The 16,217-nt window shown below is 74.2% G+C and carries 15 protein-coding genes; 12 read left to right on the forward strand and 3 right to left on the reverse strand.

All coding sequences use genetic code 11. The features are described 5' to 3' along the window. Positions 1-14: 14 nt before the first annotated feature. The 5 genes from ACH4K4_RS17295 to ACH4K4_RS17315 are packed head-to-tail and all read left to right on the forward strand — an operon-like array spanning position 15 to position 6,449. Complete coding sequence (locus ACH4K4_RS17295; protein WP_398168118.1) at positions 15-1,634, forward strand: cobyric acid synthase; 1,620 nt, start codon at positions 15-17, stop codon at positions 1,632-1,634. Further along, on the forward strand, positions 1,634-3,763 hold the full coding sequence (locus ACH4K4_RS17300; RefSeq protein WP_398168120.1) for a putative cobaltochelatase: 2,130 nt from the start codon (positions 1,634-1,636) through the stop codon (positions 3,761-3,763). The genes ACH4K4_RS17295 and ACH4K4_RS17300 overlap by 1 nt, the downstream gene beginning before the upstream one ends. Continuing rightward, positions 3,763-4,362, forward strand: a complete 600-nt coding sequence (gene cobO / locus ACH4K4_RS17305; RefSeq protein WP_398168121.1) for a cob(I)yrinic acid a,c-diamide adenosyltransferase — start codon at positions 3,763-3,765, stop codon at positions 4,360-4,362. The genes ACH4K4_RS17300 and cobO overlap by 1 nt, the downstream gene beginning before the upstream one ends. A gap of 55 nt (positions 4,363-4,417) precedes the next feature. Beyond that, positions 4,418-5,815, forward strand: coding sequence for a cobyrinate a,c-diamide synthase (locus tag ACH4K4_RS17310; RefSeq protein WP_398168123.1), 1,398 nt, complete (start codon positions 4,418-4,420; stop codon positions 5,813-5,815). Then, positions 5,808-6,449, forward strand: coding sequence for a VOC family protein (locus ACH4K4_RS17315; RefSeq protein ID WP_398168125.1), 642 nt, complete (start codon positions 5,808-5,810; stop codon positions 6,447-6,449). The genes ACH4K4_RS17310 and ACH4K4_RS17315 overlap by 8 nt, the downstream gene beginning before the upstream one ends. Before the next feature lie 50 nt (positions 6,450-6,499). Here ACH4K4_RS17315 and ACH4K4_RS17320 read toward each other — a convergent pair whose 3' ends face one another. Then, positions 6,500-7,225 carry a ZIP family metal transporter gene (locus ACH4K4_RS17320; protein WP_398168126.1) on the reverse strand — a complete coding sequence of 242 codons (726 nt, stop codon included), beginning with the start codon at positions 7,223-7,225 and terminating at the stop codon, positions 6,500-6,502. 92 nt (positions 7,226-7,317) lie between these two features. Between ACH4K4_RS17320 and ACH4K4_RS17325 the strand changes: the two genes are divergently transcribed. The 3 genes from ACH4K4_RS17325 (at position 7,318) to ACH4K4_RS17335 (ending at position 9,933) form a co-directional block, all read left to right on the forward strand. Then, positions 7,318-7,740, forward strand: coding sequence for a cobalamin biosynthesis protein (locus ACH4K4_RS17325; protein ID WP_398168127.1), 423 nt, complete (start codon positions 7,318-7,320; stop codon positions 7,738-7,740). Positions 7,741-7,792: 52 nt separating this feature from the next. Continuing rightward, positions 7,793-8,869 carry an Rv2231c family pyridoxal phosphate-dependent protein CobC gene (gene cobC, locus ACH4K4_RS17330; RefSeq protein WP_398168685.1) on the forward strand — a complete coding sequence of 359 codons (1,077 nt, stop codon included), beginning with the start codon at positions 7,793-7,795 and terminating at the stop codon, positions 8,867-8,869. 74 nt (positions 8,870-8,943) lie between these two features. Then, positions 8,944-9,933, forward strand: coding sequence for a bile acid:sodium symporter family protein (locus ACH4K4_RS17335; RefSeq protein WP_398168128.1), 990 nt, complete (start codon positions 8,944-8,946; stop codon positions 9,931-9,933). 37 nt (positions 9,934-9,970) lie between these two features. Here ACH4K4_RS17335 and ACH4K4_RS17340 read toward each other — a convergent pair whose 3' ends face one another. Continuing rightward, complete coding sequence (locus ACH4K4_RS17340; protein ID WP_398168130.1) at positions 9,971-11,062, reverse strand: amidohydrolase family protein; 1,092 nt, start codon at positions 11,060-11,062, stop codon at positions 9,971-9,973. A 453-nt stretch (positions 11,063-11,515) separates the two neighbouring features. Here ACH4K4_RS17340 and ectA point away from each other — a divergent pair, with 453 nt between their 5' ends. The 4 genes from ectA (at position 11,516) to thpD (ending at position 14,876) form a co-directional block, all read left to right on the forward strand. After that, positions 11,516-12,079 (forward strand): diaminobutyrate acetyltransferase, encoded by a 564-nt coding sequence (gene ectA, locus ACH4K4_RS17345; protein WP_398168131.1) that lies wholly within the window; start codon positions 11,516-11,518, stop codon positions 12,077-12,079. 61 nt (positions 12,080-12,140) lie between these two features. Then, entirely contained in the window at positions 12,141-13,409 is a 1,269-nt protein-coding gene (gene ectB, locus ACH4K4_RS17350; RefSeq protein WP_398168132.1) for a diaminobutyrate--2-oxoglutarate transaminase, read from the forward strand. Positions 13,410-13,466: 57 nt separating this feature from the next. Next, complete coding sequence (locus ACH4K4_RS17355; protein WP_398168134.1) at positions 13,467-13,889, forward strand: ectoine synthase; 423 nt, start codon at positions 13,467-13,469, stop codon at positions 13,887-13,889. Positions 13,890-13,976: 87 nt separating this feature from the next. After that, complete coding sequence (gene thpD, locus ACH4K4_RS17360; protein ID WP_398168136.1) at positions 13,977-14,876, forward strand: ectoine hydroxylase; 900 nt, start codon at positions 13,977-13,979, stop codon at positions 14,874-14,876. 36 nt (positions 14,877-14,912) lie between these two features. Here the strand turns inward: thpD and ACH4K4_RS17365 are convergent, their stop codons facing one another. Continuing rightward, the gene (locus tag ACH4K4_RS17365; RefSeq protein WP_398168137.1) at positions 14,913-16,190 is read right to left on the reverse strand and encodes a maleylpyruvate isomerase family mycothiol-dependent enzyme; all 1,278 of its coding nucleotides are present in this window, start codon (positions 16,188-16,190) and stop codon (positions 14,913-14,915) included. Positions 16,191-16,217 lie beyond the last annotated feature (27 nt).

Raw genomic sequence — 16,217 nt, forward strand, 5'->3', positions numbered from 1 at the left:
GCGAGGAGCGCCACGTGAACGGACCGGGTCGAACGCCGCTCGGCGGCGGGCTGCTGGTGGCGGGCACCACGTCCGACGCGGGCAAGAGCGTGGTGACGGCGGGCATTTGCCGCTGGCTGGCGCGCAAGGGCGTCAAGGTGGCGCCCTTCAAGGCGCAGAACATGTCGCTGAACTCGTTCGTGACGCGCGAGGGCGCGGAGATCGGGCGGGCGCAGGCCATGCAGGCCGCGGCGGCGCGCGTCGAGCCGAGCGCGCTGATGAACCCGGTGCTGCTGAAGCCGGGCAGCGACCGCAGCAGCCAGGTCGTGCTGATGGGCAAGCCGGTGGGCGAGCTGAGCGCGCGCGGCTACCACGCGGGGCGCCAGGAGCAGTTGCTCGGTACGGTCACGGACTGCCTCCAGGAGCTGCGCCGTACGCATGACGCGGTGATCTGCGAGGGCGCCGGCAGCCCCGCGGAGATCAACCTGCGGCGCACCGACATCGTGAACATGGGCATCGCGCGGGCCGCCCGCATCCCGGTCGTGGTGGTCGGCGACATCGACAGGGGCGGCGTGTTCGCCTCCTTCTTCGGCACCACGGCGCTGCTGTCCCGGGAGGACCAGGCGCTGGTCGCGGGCTATCTCGTCAACAAGTTCCGGGGTGATGTGACGCTGCTGGAGCCCGGCCTGGAGATGCTGAGGGAGCTGAGCGGTCGGCCCACCCTCGGGGTGCTGCCGTTCGCGCACGGCCTCGGCATCGACGAGGAGGACGGCCTGCGGGTGTCGCTGCGCGGCGCGGTCCGCGAGAGCGTCGTCGCGCCGCCGCACGGCGCCGACGTCCTGCGGGTCGCGGTGGCCGCCGTACCGCTGATGTCGAACTTCACGGACGTGGACGCGCTCGCCGCCGAACCCGGCGTCGTGGTGCGCTTCGTGGACCGCGCCGAGGAGCTGGCCGACGCCGACCTCGTCGTGCTGCCCGGCACCCGCGGCACCGTCCGGGCGCTCCAGTGGCTGCGCGAGCGGGGCATCGCGGACGCGGTGCGGCGGCGGGCGGCCGAGGGCCGCCCGGTGCTCGGCATCTGCGGCGGCTTCCAGATGCTCGGCGAACGCATCGAGGACGAGGTCGAGTCCAAGGCCGGCACGGTGGACGGGCTGGGCCTGCTGCCTGTACGCGTACGGTTCGCCGCGGACAAGACCCTGGCCCGGCCGTCCGGCGAGGCGCTGGGCGAGCCGGTCGAGGGATACGAGATCCACCACGGCGTGGCCGAGGTCCTCGGCGGGCAGCCCTTCCTGGACGGCTGCCGGTCCGGATCGGTCTGGGGCACCCACTGGCACGGCTCCCTGGAGAGCGACGGCTTCCGGCGGGCGTTCCTGCGGCGGGTGGCCGCCGACGCGGGCCGCGCGTTCGTCCCGGCGCCGGACACCAGCTTCGCCGCGCTGCGCGAGGAGCAGCTCGACAAGCTGGGCGACCTGATCGAGGAGCACGCGGACACCGACGCGCTGCTGCGGCTGATCGAGGACGGGGTGCCGGCGGGGCTGCCCTTCGTGCCGCCGGGAGCGCCGCCGGTACCACCGCCGTCCCGCACCCCGGCCGCACCCGGCGCGGCCTCCCCCGCGCCCGCACACCGCACGTCCCTCGAAGGGGGTACTCCTTAATGGCATCGGTCCCTTACCCGTTCACCGCGGTCGTCGGCATGTCCGACATGCGGCTGAGCCTGCTGCTCAACGCCATCTCGCCGGCCATCGGCGGGGTGCTCGTCCGTGGGGAGAAGGGCACCGCGAAGTCGACGATCGTGCGCGGTCTGACGGCGCTGATGCCCGACGTCCCCGTCGTCACCGGGTGCCGCTTCTCCTGCGACCCCGCGGCGCCCGACCCGGCGTGCCCGGACGGCCCGCACGAGACGGGCGGCTCGGAGGAGCGCCCGGCCCGCATGGTCGAACTCCCCGTCGGCGCCTCGGAGGACCGGCTGGTCGGCGCGCTGGACATCGAACGGGCCCTGTCGGAAGGCGTGAAGGCCTTCGAGCCGGGTCTGCTGGCGGACGCGCACCGCGGCATCCTGTACGTCGACGAGGTCAACCTCCTCCACGACCACCTCGTGGACCTGCTGCTGGACGCCGCCGCCATGGGCGCCTCGTACGTGGAGCGCGAGGGCGTCTCCGTACGGCACGCGGCGCGCTTCCTGCTCGTCGGCACCATGAACCCCGAAGAGGGCGAACTGCGGCCGCAGTTGCTGGACCGCTTCGGCCTCACCGTGGAGGTCGCCGCGTCCCGCGAGCCGGACCAGCGGGTCGAGGTCGTGCGGCGCCGGCTGGCGTACGACGCCGACCCGGCGGGCTTCGCGGCACGCTGGGCCGCCGAGGAGAACGAGCTGCGGGAGCGGATCGCGGCCGCGCGGGCGCTGCTGCCGGACGTGCTGCTCGGCGACGCGGTGCTGCGGCAGATCGCCGCGGTCTGCGCCGCGTTCGAGGTGGACGGCATGCGCGCCGACATCGTGATGGCGCGCACCGCGTGCGCGCTCGCGGCCTGGGCGGGCCGTACGGACGTCCGCGAGGAGGACGTACGGCAGGCCGCCCTGCTGGCGCTCCCCCACCGGCGCCGCCGCAATCCCTTCGACGCCCCCGGCCTGGACGAGGACAAGCTCGACCGGACGCTGGAGGAGTTCGCCGCGGACGAGGACGACGACCCGGAACCGGACGGCGGCCCGGACGACGATCCCGACGGACCGGGCGGCGGCCGGCCGCCGCAGGACGGCGACGGCGGCACGGACGGCCCGCAGGGCGAAGACGCCCAGGCCCCGCACGACCAGCCGCAGGCCCACGACCAGCCGCAGCTGCCCGAGCAGTCGCAGGCCCCGGAGGCGGACCCGGCGCCCGCCGACCCGAAGGCGCAGTCCGGAAGCGAAGGGGAGAACGCTCCGGGCGAGGGCGGCGAGAAGGCCGCCGTCGGCGCGGGCGAGCCGTTCCGTACCCGGCGGCTGGACGTGCCGGGGCTCGGCGAGGGCGCGGACGGCCGCCGTTCGCGGGCCCGTACGGCGCACGGCCGCACCACCGGCGCCCGCCGCCCGCAGGGCACCCTGACCAAGCTGCACCTGGCCGCGACCGTACAGGCCGCCGCGCCGCACCAGGTCGCGCGCGGGCGGAGCGGTCCGGGGCTGGTCGTCCGCCGGGACGACCTGCGCGAGGCGGTACGCGAGGGCCGCGAGGGCAACCTCGTGCTGTTCGTCGTGGACGCGTCCGGTTCGATGGCGGCGCGCAAGCGGATGAGCGCGGTCAAGGGCGCGGTGCTCTCGCTGCTGCTCGACGCCTACCAGCGGCGCGACAAGATCGGCATGATCACCTTCCGCGGTGCGGAGGCCGAGCTGGCGCTGCCGCCCACCTCGTCGGTCGAGGCGGGCGCCGCCCGGCTGGAGTCGCTGCCCACCGGCGGCCGCACACCGCTCTCCGCCGGCCTGCTCAAGGCCCACGAGGTGCTGCGCGTGGAACGGCTGCGGGACGCCTCGCGCCGGCCGCTGCTGGTGGTCGTCACCGACGGGCGCTCCACCGGCGGCCCCGAGCCGCTGGTGCGCACGTCCCGCGCGGCGCGGCTGCTGGGCGCCGAGGGCGTCGCCTCGGTGGTCGTGGACTGCGAGGCGGGGCCGGTACGGCTGGGGCTGGCCGGCGAGCTGGCCCGGGACCTCCAGGGCACTGCCGTCACCCTCGACGAGCTGCGCGCGGACAGCGTCTCCGCGCTCGTCCGCGACGTACGCGGACAGGGCACCAACCACACCCACCGGAGGGCCGCTTAATGCCACAGGGACAGCCGTCCGTCGTACCGGACGACGGGCTCACCACACGCCAGCGGCGCAACCGCCCGCTGGTCCTCGTCCACACCGGCCCCGGCAAGGGCAAGTCCACCGCCGCCTTCGGGCTGGCGCTGCGGGCCTGGAATCAGGGCTGGCCGGTCGGGGTGTTCCAGTTCGTGAAGTCGGCGAAGTGGAAGGTGGGTGAGGAGCGGGCGCTGCGGGTACTCGGCGAGACCGGCGAGGGCGGCACGGTCGCCTGGCACAAGATGGGCGAGGGCTGGTCCTGGGTCCAGCGCGACTCGCAGTTCAGCAACGAGGAGGCGGCCCGCGAGGGCTGGGAGCAGGTCAAGCGGGACCTGGCCGCCGAGACGTACAAGCTGTACGTGCTCGACGAGTTCGCCTACCCCATGCACTGGGGCTGGGTGGACCCCGCCGAGGTCGTCTCCGTCCTGCGCGACCGCCCCGGCAACCAGCACGTCGTCATCACCGGCCGCAACGCGCCGCAGGAGCTGTGCGACTTCGCGGACCTGGTCACCGAGATGACCAAGGTCAAGCACCCGATGGACGCGGGCCAGAAGGGCCAGCGCGGCATCGAGTGGTGACCGCGCCACCAGGCAGTACGGCAACGAGAGCAGCAGGACCAGGAGCAGCCAGACCGTGAGCACCATCCCCCGGCTCGTCATCGCCGCGCCCGCCTCGGGCAGCGGCAAGACGACCGTCGCCACCGGCCTGATGGCGGCCTTCACCGAGGCCGGGCTCACGGTCTCCCCGCACAAGGTGGGCCCCGACTACATCGACCCCGGCTACCACGCCCTGGCGACGGGCCGGCCGGGCCGCAACCTGGACGCGTACCTCTGCGGCACCGACCAGGTCGCGCCGCTGTTCCTGCACGGGGCGGCCGGCGCCGACCTGGCGGTCGTCGAGGGCGTGATGGGGCTGTACGACGGCGCCTCCGGGCTCGGCGAGCTGGCGTCCACCGCGCAGGTCGCCAAGCTGCTGCGGGCGCCGGTGGTGCTGGTCGTCGACGCCTCGGCGCAGTCCAGGTCGGTGGCCGCGCTGGTGCACGGCTTCGCGTCCTGGGACCCCGAGGTGCGGCTGGCCGGGGTGATCCTGAACAAGGTGGGCTCGGACCGGCACGAGGAGCTGCTGCGCGCGGCGCTGGACGAGTCGGGCGTGCCGGTGCTCGGCGCGCTCCGCCGGGCGCCGCAGATGCGGACGCCGTCGCGGCACCTGGGCCTGGTCCCGGTCGCCGAGCGGCAGGCCGAGGCGCTGGAGTCCGTACGGGCGCAGGCCGCGCAGGTCCGCGAGGGCTGCGACCTCAAGGCGCTGCTGGCGCTGGCGCACAGCGCGCCGGAGCTGCCCGGCACGCCCTGGGACCCGGCGCGGGCCGTCGCGCAGGGGGCCGGCGGCGCGGCGGCGGTGTCCGGCAAGCCCGTGGTGGCCGTCGCGGGCGGCGCCGCCTTCACGTTCTCCTACGCCGAACACGCCGAACTGCTGGCGGCCGCCGGTGCCGAGGTGGCCGTCTTCGACCCCCTGCGGGACGAGCGGCTGCCGTCCGGCACGCAGGCGCTGGTGCTCGGCGGCGGCTTCCCCGAGGTGTACGCGCCCGAGCTGTCGGCGAACGCGCCGCTGCGCCGGGCCGTGGTGGCGCTGGCGGCCTCCGGGGCACCGCTCGTCGCCGAGTGCGCCGGGCTGCTGTACCTGTCCCGGTCCCTGGACGGCAAGCCGATGTGCGGGGTGCTGCCCGCCGACGCGCGGATGTCGCAGCGGCTCACGCTGGGCTACCGGGAGGCGGTGGCGCTGGAGGACAACGCGCTGGCGGTGGCCGGTACCAGGGTGCGCGGCCACGAGTTCCACCGTACGGTGCTGGAACCGGGCGCGGGCACGTCCCCCGCCTGGGGCATGACCCACCCCGCGCGCCGGGTGGAGGGCCACGTACAGAACGGGGTACACGCCTCGTACCTGCACGTCCACTGGGCGGCCGAGCCGTCGCTGGCCCGCCGCCTGGCCCGCAACGCCGCCGCCCGACCGCCGCTGGAGGCCCTCTGTGGCTGACGCCGTCCTGGATCACCTGGTCCTCGCCACGCCCGACCTGGAGCAGACCGCCGCCCAGGTCGCGGCGCTGACCGGCGTCCGCCCGGTGCCGGGCGGCGGCCATCCGGGCCGGGGCACCCGCAACGTCCTGCTGGGGCTCGGGGACGGCGCCTATCTGGAGATCATCGGCCCGGACCCCGGGCAGCCGGCGCCACCGTCCCCGCGCTGGTTCGGCATCGACGCCCTGTCCGGGCCCCGGCTGGCCCACTGGGCGGTCCGGGTCCGCGGCATCGCAGGGCACGTCGCGCGGGCCCGCGTGCTGGGTTACGACCCGGGCGAGCCGGTGGCGATGTGCCGCAGGACGCCGGACGGCGGCACGCTCTCCTGGACGCTGACGCCGCCGCGTACCGGCGGCGGGCTGGTGCCGTTCCTGCTGGACTGGGGCGACACCCCGCACCCGGCCGCCGGTGAGCTGCCCGTCGTACCCCTGCGCTCCTTCTCCGGGACGCACCCCGACCCCGCGACGATCCGTGCCGAGCTGGGCGCCCTGGGCGCCACGCTGGCCGTCGAGGCGGGGGACGAGCCGGGGCTGACGGCCGTGCTGGACGGACGCAACGGGCCGGTCTCCGTCGGTGTGGGAGCCGGCGCGCCGTGACTGCCGTGTCCGGTGCCGGGCACGCCCGGCGCACCGGCTCGCGCACCCGTTCAGCCCGCGAGACCGATCACCAGCCAGATGAACGCCACGCCCGCCACCGTGCACAGCAGGGTGGACAGCGCGGGGTGGTCGTGATGTGCCTCGGGCAGGATGTCGGAGGTCGCCAGGTAGAGCAGGACGCCGCCGAAGAAACCCAGGTAAATCCCGAGCCATTGCTCCGGAAGGGTGAACAGCAGCGTGGAGGCGGCGCCGGCCAGCGGGGCGAGCGCGTCCGCGCCCAGCATGAGCAGCGCCCGGTTGCGGGCGTTCCCGTACAGGCTGGTGATCGTGTACGTGTTGAAGCCGTCCGCGAAGTCGTGGGCGATGACGGCGAGCGCCACGGCCACCGCCATCTCCCGGCCGACCTGGTAGGCCAGGCCGATCGCGAAGCCGTCCATGAAGCTGTGCACCACCATCGCGGCGGCCGCCGTCAGGCCCACCTGCGGCACGCGTTCGTGCGGATCCATGCCGTGCGCCGCCTTGCGGACGGCGAGCAGCCGTTCCACCGCGTGCGCGGTCAGGAAGCCCAGCACGAAGCAGAGCAGCGCGGCCGGGACGCCGTGGATCTCCCGGCCCGCCGCTTCCAGCGCCTCGGGCAGCAGGTCGAGGCCGACGACGCCCAGCATCAGGCCGCCGGCCAGCCCCAGGACCAGGTGCCTGCGGTCGGTGACGCGGTGTGCGACCCAGCCGCCGAACAGGGTCATCAGGAACGCGCCCAGCGCGATGGCCACCGGCACGGTCTCACCCCTTCCCCACGGATCTGCCACCCCTCACTCCTGCTTACTGACCGGCCGGGCATCCCGCATGTCCGGGCCCGTGGACCGCGGTGGTGAGTGCGGCACGGGTCGTCGTCGGCGTCGGTGCGCGCCGGGGCGTCACGGCGGCCGAGGTGCTGGCGCTCGTCGTGGACAGCCTCGCCTCGGCGGGGCTGGCCCCGTGCGCGGTCACCGCGCTGGCGACCGTGGACACCAAGGCGGCCGAGCCGGGGGTGGCCGGGGCCGCGGCCCGGCTCGGCGTGCCGTTGCTGGCGTACCCGGCCGGGGTACTGGCCGCCGTGCCCGTACCGCACCCGTCGGCGGCGCCGCTGGCCGCCGCCGGCACGCCGAGCGTGGCGGAGGCCGCCGCGCTGACCGCGGCGGGCGGTGGCCCCGGCGCGGGGGCCGCCGAGCTGGTCGTCGGCAAACGCAAGTCCGCGCGGGGGGCGCGGGCCACCTGCGCCGTGGCCCGGCGCGCCCCCCGCGCCCGTGATTAGTACGCACCAAGGAGATCTCGTGCCCACCCCGCAGCCCGCCACTCCCTCCGGCATACCCGGCGCCGGTCCCGGCCCGTGCGAGCCGGACCTGCGCCACCACGGCGACGCCGAGGTACGCGGCGCGGGCGCCGCGCTGACCGACCTCGCGGTCAACGTGCGCACCGGTACGCCGCCGGCCTGGCTCAAGGCCCGCATCGCCGCCTCCCTGGACGGGCTCGCCGCCTATCCGGACGGGCGCCCGGCGCGCCGGGCGGTGGCGGCGCGGCACGGGCTCCCGCCCGAGCGGGTGCTGCTGACGGCAGGCGCGGCGGAGGCGTTCGTGCTGATCGCCCGTGCCGTGCGGGCCCGCCGGCCGGTCGTGGTGCACCCGCAGTTCACCGAGCCGGAAGCGGCGCTGCGCGACGCCGGGCACGCGGTGGAACGGGTGCTGCTCACCGAACGGAACGGCTTCCGCCTGGCCGCGGACGCGGTCCCCGACGACGCCGACCTCGTCGTCGTCGGCAATCCGACCAACCCCACCTCCGTCCTCCACCCCGCCGAGGAGATCGCCGGGCTGGCCCGGCCCGGGCGCGTCCTGGTCGTGGACGAGGCGTTCATGGACGCGGTCCCCGGCGAGCACGCGTCGCTGGCGTCGCGGACGGACGTACCGGGGCTCGTCGTACTCCGCAGCCTGACCAAGACGTGGGGCCTGGCGGGCCTGCGGATCGGTTACGTACTGGCCGCCCCGGAGATCGTCACGGACCTGGAGCGGGCGCAGCCGCTGTGGCCGGTCTCCGCCCCCGCGCTGGCGGCGGCCGAGGCGTGCTGCGAGCCGGCCGCGCTGGCGGAGGCGGCGGAAGCGGCCCGGCGGATCGCGGCGGACCGGGACCACCTGCTGGCCCGGCTGGCGGAGGTCCGCGGACCCGACGGTCACGAGGTGCACGCGGTGACGCCGGCCGACGGGCCGTTCGTCCTGATCCGGCTGCCGGACGCGGCGGCCGTCCGTACCCGGCTGCGCGCGCTCGGCTTCGCGGTCCGCCGTGGCGACACGTTCCCGGGGCTGGGTCCCGGGTGGCTGCGGCTGGCGGTACGGGACCGGGCGACGACGGACCGCTTCGCGGAGGCCCTGGAAAAGGCCCTGACGGGCTGACGCCCGTACCCGGCCGCCGTCCACCATCCGAAACCCGTTGTCCCATACACGCAGACCGGCGCTAAGGTGCCGCCGTGCCGACCGAACAGCTCAGCCAGCGCCCCGCCCCCACCGGTGACCAGCCTGCCTCCGACCGCGCGGCGCGGCGGGCCGTCACCGTCTTCCCCCTGCTGGTGATCGCGGCCGGCGCGGCCGGGCTGCTGTGGCCCGCGCCGTTCACGGGCTGGGCGCCCGCGGTGCCGTGGTTGCTCGGCGTCGTGATGTTCTCGATGGGCCTGACCCTGACGCCACCGGACTTCACGGCGGTCGCCAAGCGCCCCTGGGCGGTGGGCCTGGGCCTGGCGGCCCACTACGTGATCATGCCGGGACTGGGCTGGCTGATCGCCACCGCCCTCCACCTCCCCCCGCAGCTCGCGGCCGGCGTCATCCTGGTCGGCTGCGCGCCCAGCGGCACCGCGTCCAACGTCGTGACGTACCTGGCCCGCGGCGACGTCGCACTGTCCGTCTCGGTCGCCACCGTCTCCACGGTGCTCGCGCCGCTCGTCACGCCGCCGCTGACACTGCTGCTCGCCGGGCAGTTCCTGGACGTGGACGCCGGGGCGATGGTGACCGACATCCTCAAGACCGTGCTGCTGCCGGTGGTCGGCGGCCTGGTGGTCCGGCTCGTCGCCGGCCGCTGGGTGGACCGGGCGCTGCGCGCGCTGCCGTGGCTGTCCGCCGTGACGATCGCGGCCATCGTGCTCGTCGTGGTGTCCGGCAGCGCCGCGCGCATCAAGGACGCGGCGGCCCTGGTCGTCCTCGCCGTCGTCCTGCACAACGGCCTGGGCCTGGCCCTCGGTTACGCGGCGGGCCGGCTGGCCCGGCTGGGCGAACCGGCCGGGCGGGCGATGGCCTTCGAGGTCGGCATGCAGAACTCCGGCCTCGCGGCGTCCCTGGCCACCGCCCACTTCAGCCCGACGGCGGCGCTGCCGGCGGCGGTCTTCTCCGTATGGCACAACATCTCGGGCGCGGTGGTGGCCGCGCGGATGGCGCGCGAGCGCTCGGGCGCGCGCCGGGACCGGTAGGAGCAGGCGCCCCGCCATCGCCGCGGCCGAACGGGGATCAGCCCACGACCCGCCCCCGCAGCACCACCCGCCGCGGCGCCGCCAACACCCGTACGTCCGCGCGCGGGTCGCCGTCGTACACGACGAGGTCCGCCGGGGCGCCCTCCTCCAGCCCCGGGCGCCCCAGCCACTGCCGCGCCCCCCACGTCGTCGCGGCGAGCGCGTCCAGCGCGGGGATGCCGGCCTTGGTCAGCTCCGCGACCTCCTGGGCGATCAGGCCGTGGGCGAGCGAGCCGCCCGCGTCGGTGCCGGCGAAGATGGGCACCCCGGCGTCGTACGCCGCGCGTACGGTGTCGTAGCGGCGCTCGTACAGGCTCCTCATGTGGCTCGCCCAGGCGGGGAACTTCTTCTCACCTCCGGCCGCCAACCGGGGGAAGGTCGCGATGTTCACGAGCGTGGGCACGATCGCGACGCCGCGCTCGGCGAACAGCGGAATGGTCTCCTCGGTGAGGCCGGTGGCGTGTTCGATGCAGTCGATGCCCGCTTCGACCAGCGGGGCGAGGGTTTCCTCGGCGAAGCAGTGGGCGGTGACGCGCGCGCCGAGGCGGTGCGCCTCGGCGATGGCCGCCGCGACGGCGCCGCGCGGCCAGCACGCCGCCAGGTCGCCGGTCTCGCGGTCGATCCAGTCGCCGACCAGCTTGACCCAGCCGTCGCCGCGCCGGGCCTCCCGTGCCACGTACGCCACCAGGTCCTCGGGCTCGATCTCGTGGGCGTAGTTGCGGATGTAGCGGCGGGTGCGGGCGATGTGCCGGCCGGCCCTGACGATCCGCGGCAGGTCCTCGCGGTCGTCGATCCAGCGGGTGTCGGACGGCGAGCCGGCGTCCCTGAGGAGCAGGGTGCCCGCCTCCCGCTCGGTCAGCGCCTGTTTCTCGCTGGTGGCCTCGTCGACCGGCCCGTGGGCGTCGAGCCCGACGTGGCAGTGCGCGTCGACCAGTCCCGGCAGCGCCCAGCCCCGTACGGTCGTGATGTCCCGTGCCCCGGCGGGCCGTTGGTATGTCACCCGGCCGTCGACGACCCAGAGTTCGTCGCGCTCGTCGTACGGGCCGGCCAGGACCCTGCCCTTGATGTGCAGCACCGCGCTCTCGCTCATGGCCGCACTGTATGACGCGGGGTACGCCGGGCGGCACGGGGCCCGTGCGGCGTGCGCGGGCCACTGTCCGCCCCGCACCGTCCCACCATCCGGCAATCCGTTTCACGTAAACACCACGGACCATCGGGCTTTTCTTGCGGTACATCTGTTACCGACGAATTCCCTATTCTTATCCGCGCAGCTTCCCGTATTCTTCTGCCCGCTTTTTCGCAGCTCAAACGCCAAGATTTCGCTAGTGCCGGAGGTCGTAATTCCGGCTCGCTTCGAGGACGTTACGGAGCTGTGACCGAGGACACAAACTGTCCACTTCGCCCCATATTTTCCGGGCAAACCGGCACATCACGTAGGCCCTTCGCGCGCTCGTGCGCCCTCGCGCGATAACACAGGACCCCGCCCGTACGTAACCCCTCACCCCGATGCATTTTCCTTTTTCCCTGGGTAAATTGAATTCGCATGACCGCCGCACAAGCAGACGCAGGTCCCCGCAGCGATTACAGAGAAATGCCGGAGGGATTCAAGCTCGACACACCGCGCGTGGAGGACGGAGCCGCGATCTGGCGCATCGCCCGCGACTCCAAGGCACTGGACCTCAACTCCTCCTACAGCTACCTGCTGTGGTGTCGCGACTTCGCCGCCACCTCCGCCGTCGCCCGGGACGCGGAGGGCGAGCCGGCCGCCTTCGTCACCGGCTACGTCCGCCCCGAGTCCCCGGACACGCTCGTCGTGTGGCAGATCGCCGTCGACGACGCGCACCGCGGCCGCGGACTGGCCACCGCCCTTCTGGACGGCCTGGTCGCCCGCGCCGTACGGGAGCTGGGCGTCCGTCGCGTCGAGACCACGATCACCCCCGGCAACGCGGCGTCCAACCGGCTGTTCGCGTCGTTCGCCGAGCGCCACGGAGCGTCCCTGACGCGCGAAGTCCTCTTCGACGCCGGGCTCTTCCCCGAACAGGGGCACGACCCCGAGGTGCTCAACCTCATCGGCCCGCTCGGTCCCCCTGCCGGGCAGCGGCCCTGACGGCCTTTCGGCCCCCGCAGACTCCTCCCCGCTCACGCCACTCATCTCCCAGGAGCATGTTGTGACCATCACCCAGCCCGACCTGAGCGTCTTCGAGACCGTGGAATCCAACGTACGCAGCTACTGCCGCGGCTGGCCCACCATCTTCGACCGCGCCCAGGGCAGCCGCATGTACGACGAGGACGGGCACACCTACCTCGACTTCTTCGCCGGCGCCGGGTCCCTGAACTACGGGCACAACAACCCCGTACTCAAACGCGCCCTGATCGACTACATCGAGCGCGACGGCGTCACCCACGGCCTGGACATGTCCACCACGGCCAAGCGCGCGTTCCTGGAGACCTTCCAGAACACCATCCTGCGCCCGCGCGACCTGCCCTACAAGGTCATGTTCCCGGGCCCGACGGGCGCCAACGCCGTGGAGGCCGCGCTCAAGCTGGCCCGCAAGGTCAAGGGCCGCGAGTCGATCGTCTCGTTCACCAACGCCTTCCACGGCATGTCGCTGGGCGCCCTCGCGGTCACCGGCAACGCCTTCAAGCGCGCCGGTGCCGGCATCCCGCTCGTGCACGGCACCCCGATGCCGTTCGACAACTACCTCGACGGCACCTACCCGGACTTCCTCTGGTTCGAGCGCCTGCTGGAGGACAGCGGCTCCGGCCTGAACACGCCGGCCGCCGTGATCGTGGAGACGGTCCAGGGCGAGGGCGGCATCAACGTGGCCCGCGCCGAGTGGCTGCGCGCGCTGTCCGACCTGTGCAAGCGCCGCGACATGCTGCTGATCGTCGACGACATCCAGATGGGCTGCGGCCGCACCGGCGCGTTCTTCTCCTTCGAGGAGGCGGGCATCGTGCCGGACATCGTCACCGTCTCGAAGTCCATCAGCGGCTACGGCCTGCCGCTCGCGCTCACCCTGTTCAAGCCGGAGCTGGACGTGTGGGAGCCGGGCGAGCACAACGGCACCTTCCGCGGCAACAACCCGGCCTTCGTCACCGCCGCGGCGGCCCTGGACACGTACTGGGCCGACGGCCAGATGGAGAAGCAGACGCTGGCCCGCGGCGAGATCATCGAGTCGCACCTGCGCGCCATCGTCGAGGAGCACCCCGGCGCCATCGCCGAGTACCGGGGCCGCGGCATGGTCTGGGGCCTGGAGTGCTCCGACAAGCCGCTCGCCAACAAGATCGCCAAGCGCGCCTTCGAGCTGGGTCTGCTCATCGAGACCTCCGGCCCGGAGAGTGAGGTCGTCAAGCTGCTGCCGGCGCTGACGACCACCCCCGAGGAGCTGGACGAGGGTCTGCGCACCCTCGCCCGCGCGGTCCGCGACTGCGCCTGAGAGCACCGCGTCACCGCACCACTCCTTGTCCGCACCACAGAAAGGTACGAGAACACCGTGATCGTCCGATCCTTCAAGGACATCGAAGGCACCGACCGCCACGTCAAGGCCAAGTCGGGCACCTGGGAGAGCAAGCGCATCATCCTCGCCAAGGAGCGCGTCGGCTTCTCGCTGCACGAGACCACCCTGTACGCGGGCACCGAGACGTCGATGTGGTACGCCAACCACATCGAGGCCGTGCTGTGCGTGGAGGGCGAGGCCGAGCTCACCAACGACGAGACCGGTGAGAAGCACACCATCACCCCGGGCACGATGTACCTGCTCGACGGGCACGAGAAGCACACCATGCGCATCAAGGAGGACTTCCGCTGCGTGTGCGTGTTCAACCCGCCGGTGACCGGTCGTGAGGACCACGACGAGAACGGCGTGTACCCGCTGCTCACCGAGCCCGAGCCGGAGCCGGCCCCCCAGACCGGCTGACGCGCGCGGCGCGACCGGCTGCCCCGTCCGGCAGTTGAGGAAGGCGCGAGAAGAAAGCACCGTACGAGAGGAGAGGAAGGCAACACCATGACCACCGCACCCGAGCGCACCGCCGACCTGTACCCGACCCGGGGGACCACCGAGGTGATGACCCCGCGGCAGGACCCGGTGGTGTGGTCGCAGCCCGGCACGGAGGGGCCCTTCCAGCCGGCCGAGCTGAGCGACTTCGAACGCGACGGTTTCTTCGCCATCGGGGAACTGCTGACGGCGGAAGAGGTCGCGGTGTACCGCGCCGAACTGGACCGCCTGGTCAACGACCCGGCGATGCGGGCGGACGACCGCTCCATCGTCGAGCCGCGGTCCCAGGAGATCCGGTCGGTCTTCGAGGTGCACAAGATCAGCGAGGTGTTCGCCAAGCTGGTCTCCGACCCGCGCGTGGTGGGACGCGCCCGTCAGATCCTCGGCTCGGACGTCTACGTCCACCAGTCCAGGATCAACGTCAAGCCGGGCTTCGGCGCCTCCGGGTTCTACTGGCACTCCGACTTCGAGACCTGGCACGCCGAGGACGGCCTGCCGAACATGCGGACCGTGTCGGTCTCGATCGCGCTGACGGAGAACTACGACACCAACGGCGGCCTGATGATCATGCCGGGCTCGCATCGGCACTTCCTCGGGTGCGCCGGCGAGACGCCGCGGGACAACTACAAGAAGTCGCTGCAGATGCAGGACGCCGGCACGCCCTCGGACGAGGCGCTGACCAAGCTGGCCGACGCGCACGGCATCAAGCTGTTCACCGGCAAGGCCGGCTCGGCCACCTGGTTCGACTGCAACTGCATGCACGGTTCCGGCGACAACATCACGCCGTACCCGCGCAGCAACGTCTTCATCGTGTTCAACAGCGTGGAGAACACCGCGGTGGAGCCCTTCGCGGCGCCGGTCCCGCGCCCGGACTACATCGGCGCGCGTGACTTCACCCCCGTGCGGTAACCCCCGCGCGCCGCGCCGTGCCGGCGGGGCACGGCGTCACAGCCAGGCCAGCGACGTGGCCGTCTCCAGCAGCCGCTGCGAGGCGGCCCCGTCGCCCGCCTGGCCGCGCGCGATCTCGTCGGGGTCCTGCCGCCCGCCGACGAGCAGGAGGAAATCGGTGGCCTCCAGGACCAGTTCGGCGGCGATCGGCTCGGCGTCCGAGCCGAGCACCCAGTCGCCGCCCGCCTCGCCCTCCACCGACAGCAGCACCGGCCGCGCGTCGGGCCCCAGCGCCAGGTCGAGAATGCGTACGGCCAGCCCCACGAACCGTTGCAGGTGCACCGGCAGCGGCGGCGGCACGGTACGGCCGAGGGCCCGCCCGATGTCCCGGGTGTGCACCCAGGTCTCGAACGCGCGGATCACGTAGTGGTCGGCGACCGGCAGCCGCAGCCCCATCAGCGTGGTGGCCGTGGCGGCCAGCTGCTCGTCGCCCGCCTCCGGCAGCGCGAGCAGCCCGTGCGCCTGGGTCCGCCACGCCTCCCGGGTCTCCGCCGGCGGCCGAGTGTGCTCGTAGGCCACCACCTCTTCGGTACGGGCCGCCCAGCGCAGCTCCCACGGGGCACCCGCGCCGGCCGGCCGCCCCGGCCCCGGCCGCTCGCCGGGCCCCGTGGTGGCGTCCGGGCCGAAGCCCCCTTCCAGCCCTGGCCCCGCTTCCGGCCCTGGCCCCGGGCCGAGGACCGGCCCCAGGCCCGCGCCCGCGTCCGTCACCGGCGCCAGGCCCAGCCGCTCGGCCAGCACCTCGTCCGCCGCCACCAGATGCGCGACGGTGCCCTGGACGTCCCAGTCGTGCACGACGGGCGTGCCCCAGCGGGCCGGGGCGCGGTCCAGTTCCCGCAGCAGCGCGTCCAGGCCGGCCACCGCACCGGCGTACGGGGCGGCGTGCGCGGCCAACGGCCCCTGGCCGGGCCGCGCGGCGCGGGCCGCGGCCATCAGCCGCCCGCGGGCCAGGCCGGCATTGGCCTTGCGCCCGGCGCCCCGCCCCGTTCCGCCCGGCGCGGGCTCGTCCAGCAGCCGTACGGCCTCCCGCAGCCGCCGTGCCTCGGCCGCGCACGGCGCGCAGTCGCGCAGGTGGCCGCGGACCCGCGCGTCGTCGCCCGGCATGCCGGCGCCGAGCGCCCACGCGGCGAGCAGCGCGCTGACCTCCTCGTGCGCGGCGGACGGGCCGCCCGCGCCACCGGGTCCGTCCGGGCCCGGCGGGTCCGCCGGGTCCTCCGGCCCGCCGCTGCCGCCCGGATTGCCCGTACCGTCCCGGCCGTTCCTGCCGCCCGCGGTCATCGCACGCCCCTCTCCGCCACCCGGCCG

The organism is Streptomyces sp. NPDC017529, assembly GCF_044329785.1.
Lineage (GTDB): Bacteria > Actinomycetota > Actinomycetes > Streptomycetales > Streptomycetaceae > Streptomyces.

Excerpts from the sequence above, each read along its gene's own strand:
- cobO (WP_398168121.1), top strand. The coding sequence starts at position 3,763 with ATGCCACAGGGACAGCCGTCCGTCGTACCGGACGACGGGCTCACCACA.
- ACH4K4_RS17300 (WP_398168120.1), top strand. The coding sequence starts at position 1,634 with ATGGCATCGGTCCCTTACCCGTTCACCGCGGTCGTCGGCATGTCCGAC.
- ACH4K4_RS17365 (WP_398168137.1), bottom strand. The coding sequence starts at position 16,190 with ATGACCGCGGGCGGCAGGAACGGCCGGGACGGTACGGGCAATCCGGGC.
- thpD (WP_398168136.1), top strand. The coding sequence starts at position 13,977 with ATGACCACCGCACCCGAGCGCACCGCCGACCTGTACCCGACCCGGGGG.
- ACH4K4_RS17340 (WP_398168130.1), bottom strand. The coding sequence starts at position 11,062 with ATGAGCGAGAGCGCGGTGCTGCACATCAAGGGCAGGGTCCTGGCCGGC.
- ectA (WP_398168131.1), top strand. The coding sequence starts at position 11,516 with ATGACCGCCGCACAAGCAGACGCAGGTCCCCGCAGCGATTACAGAGAA.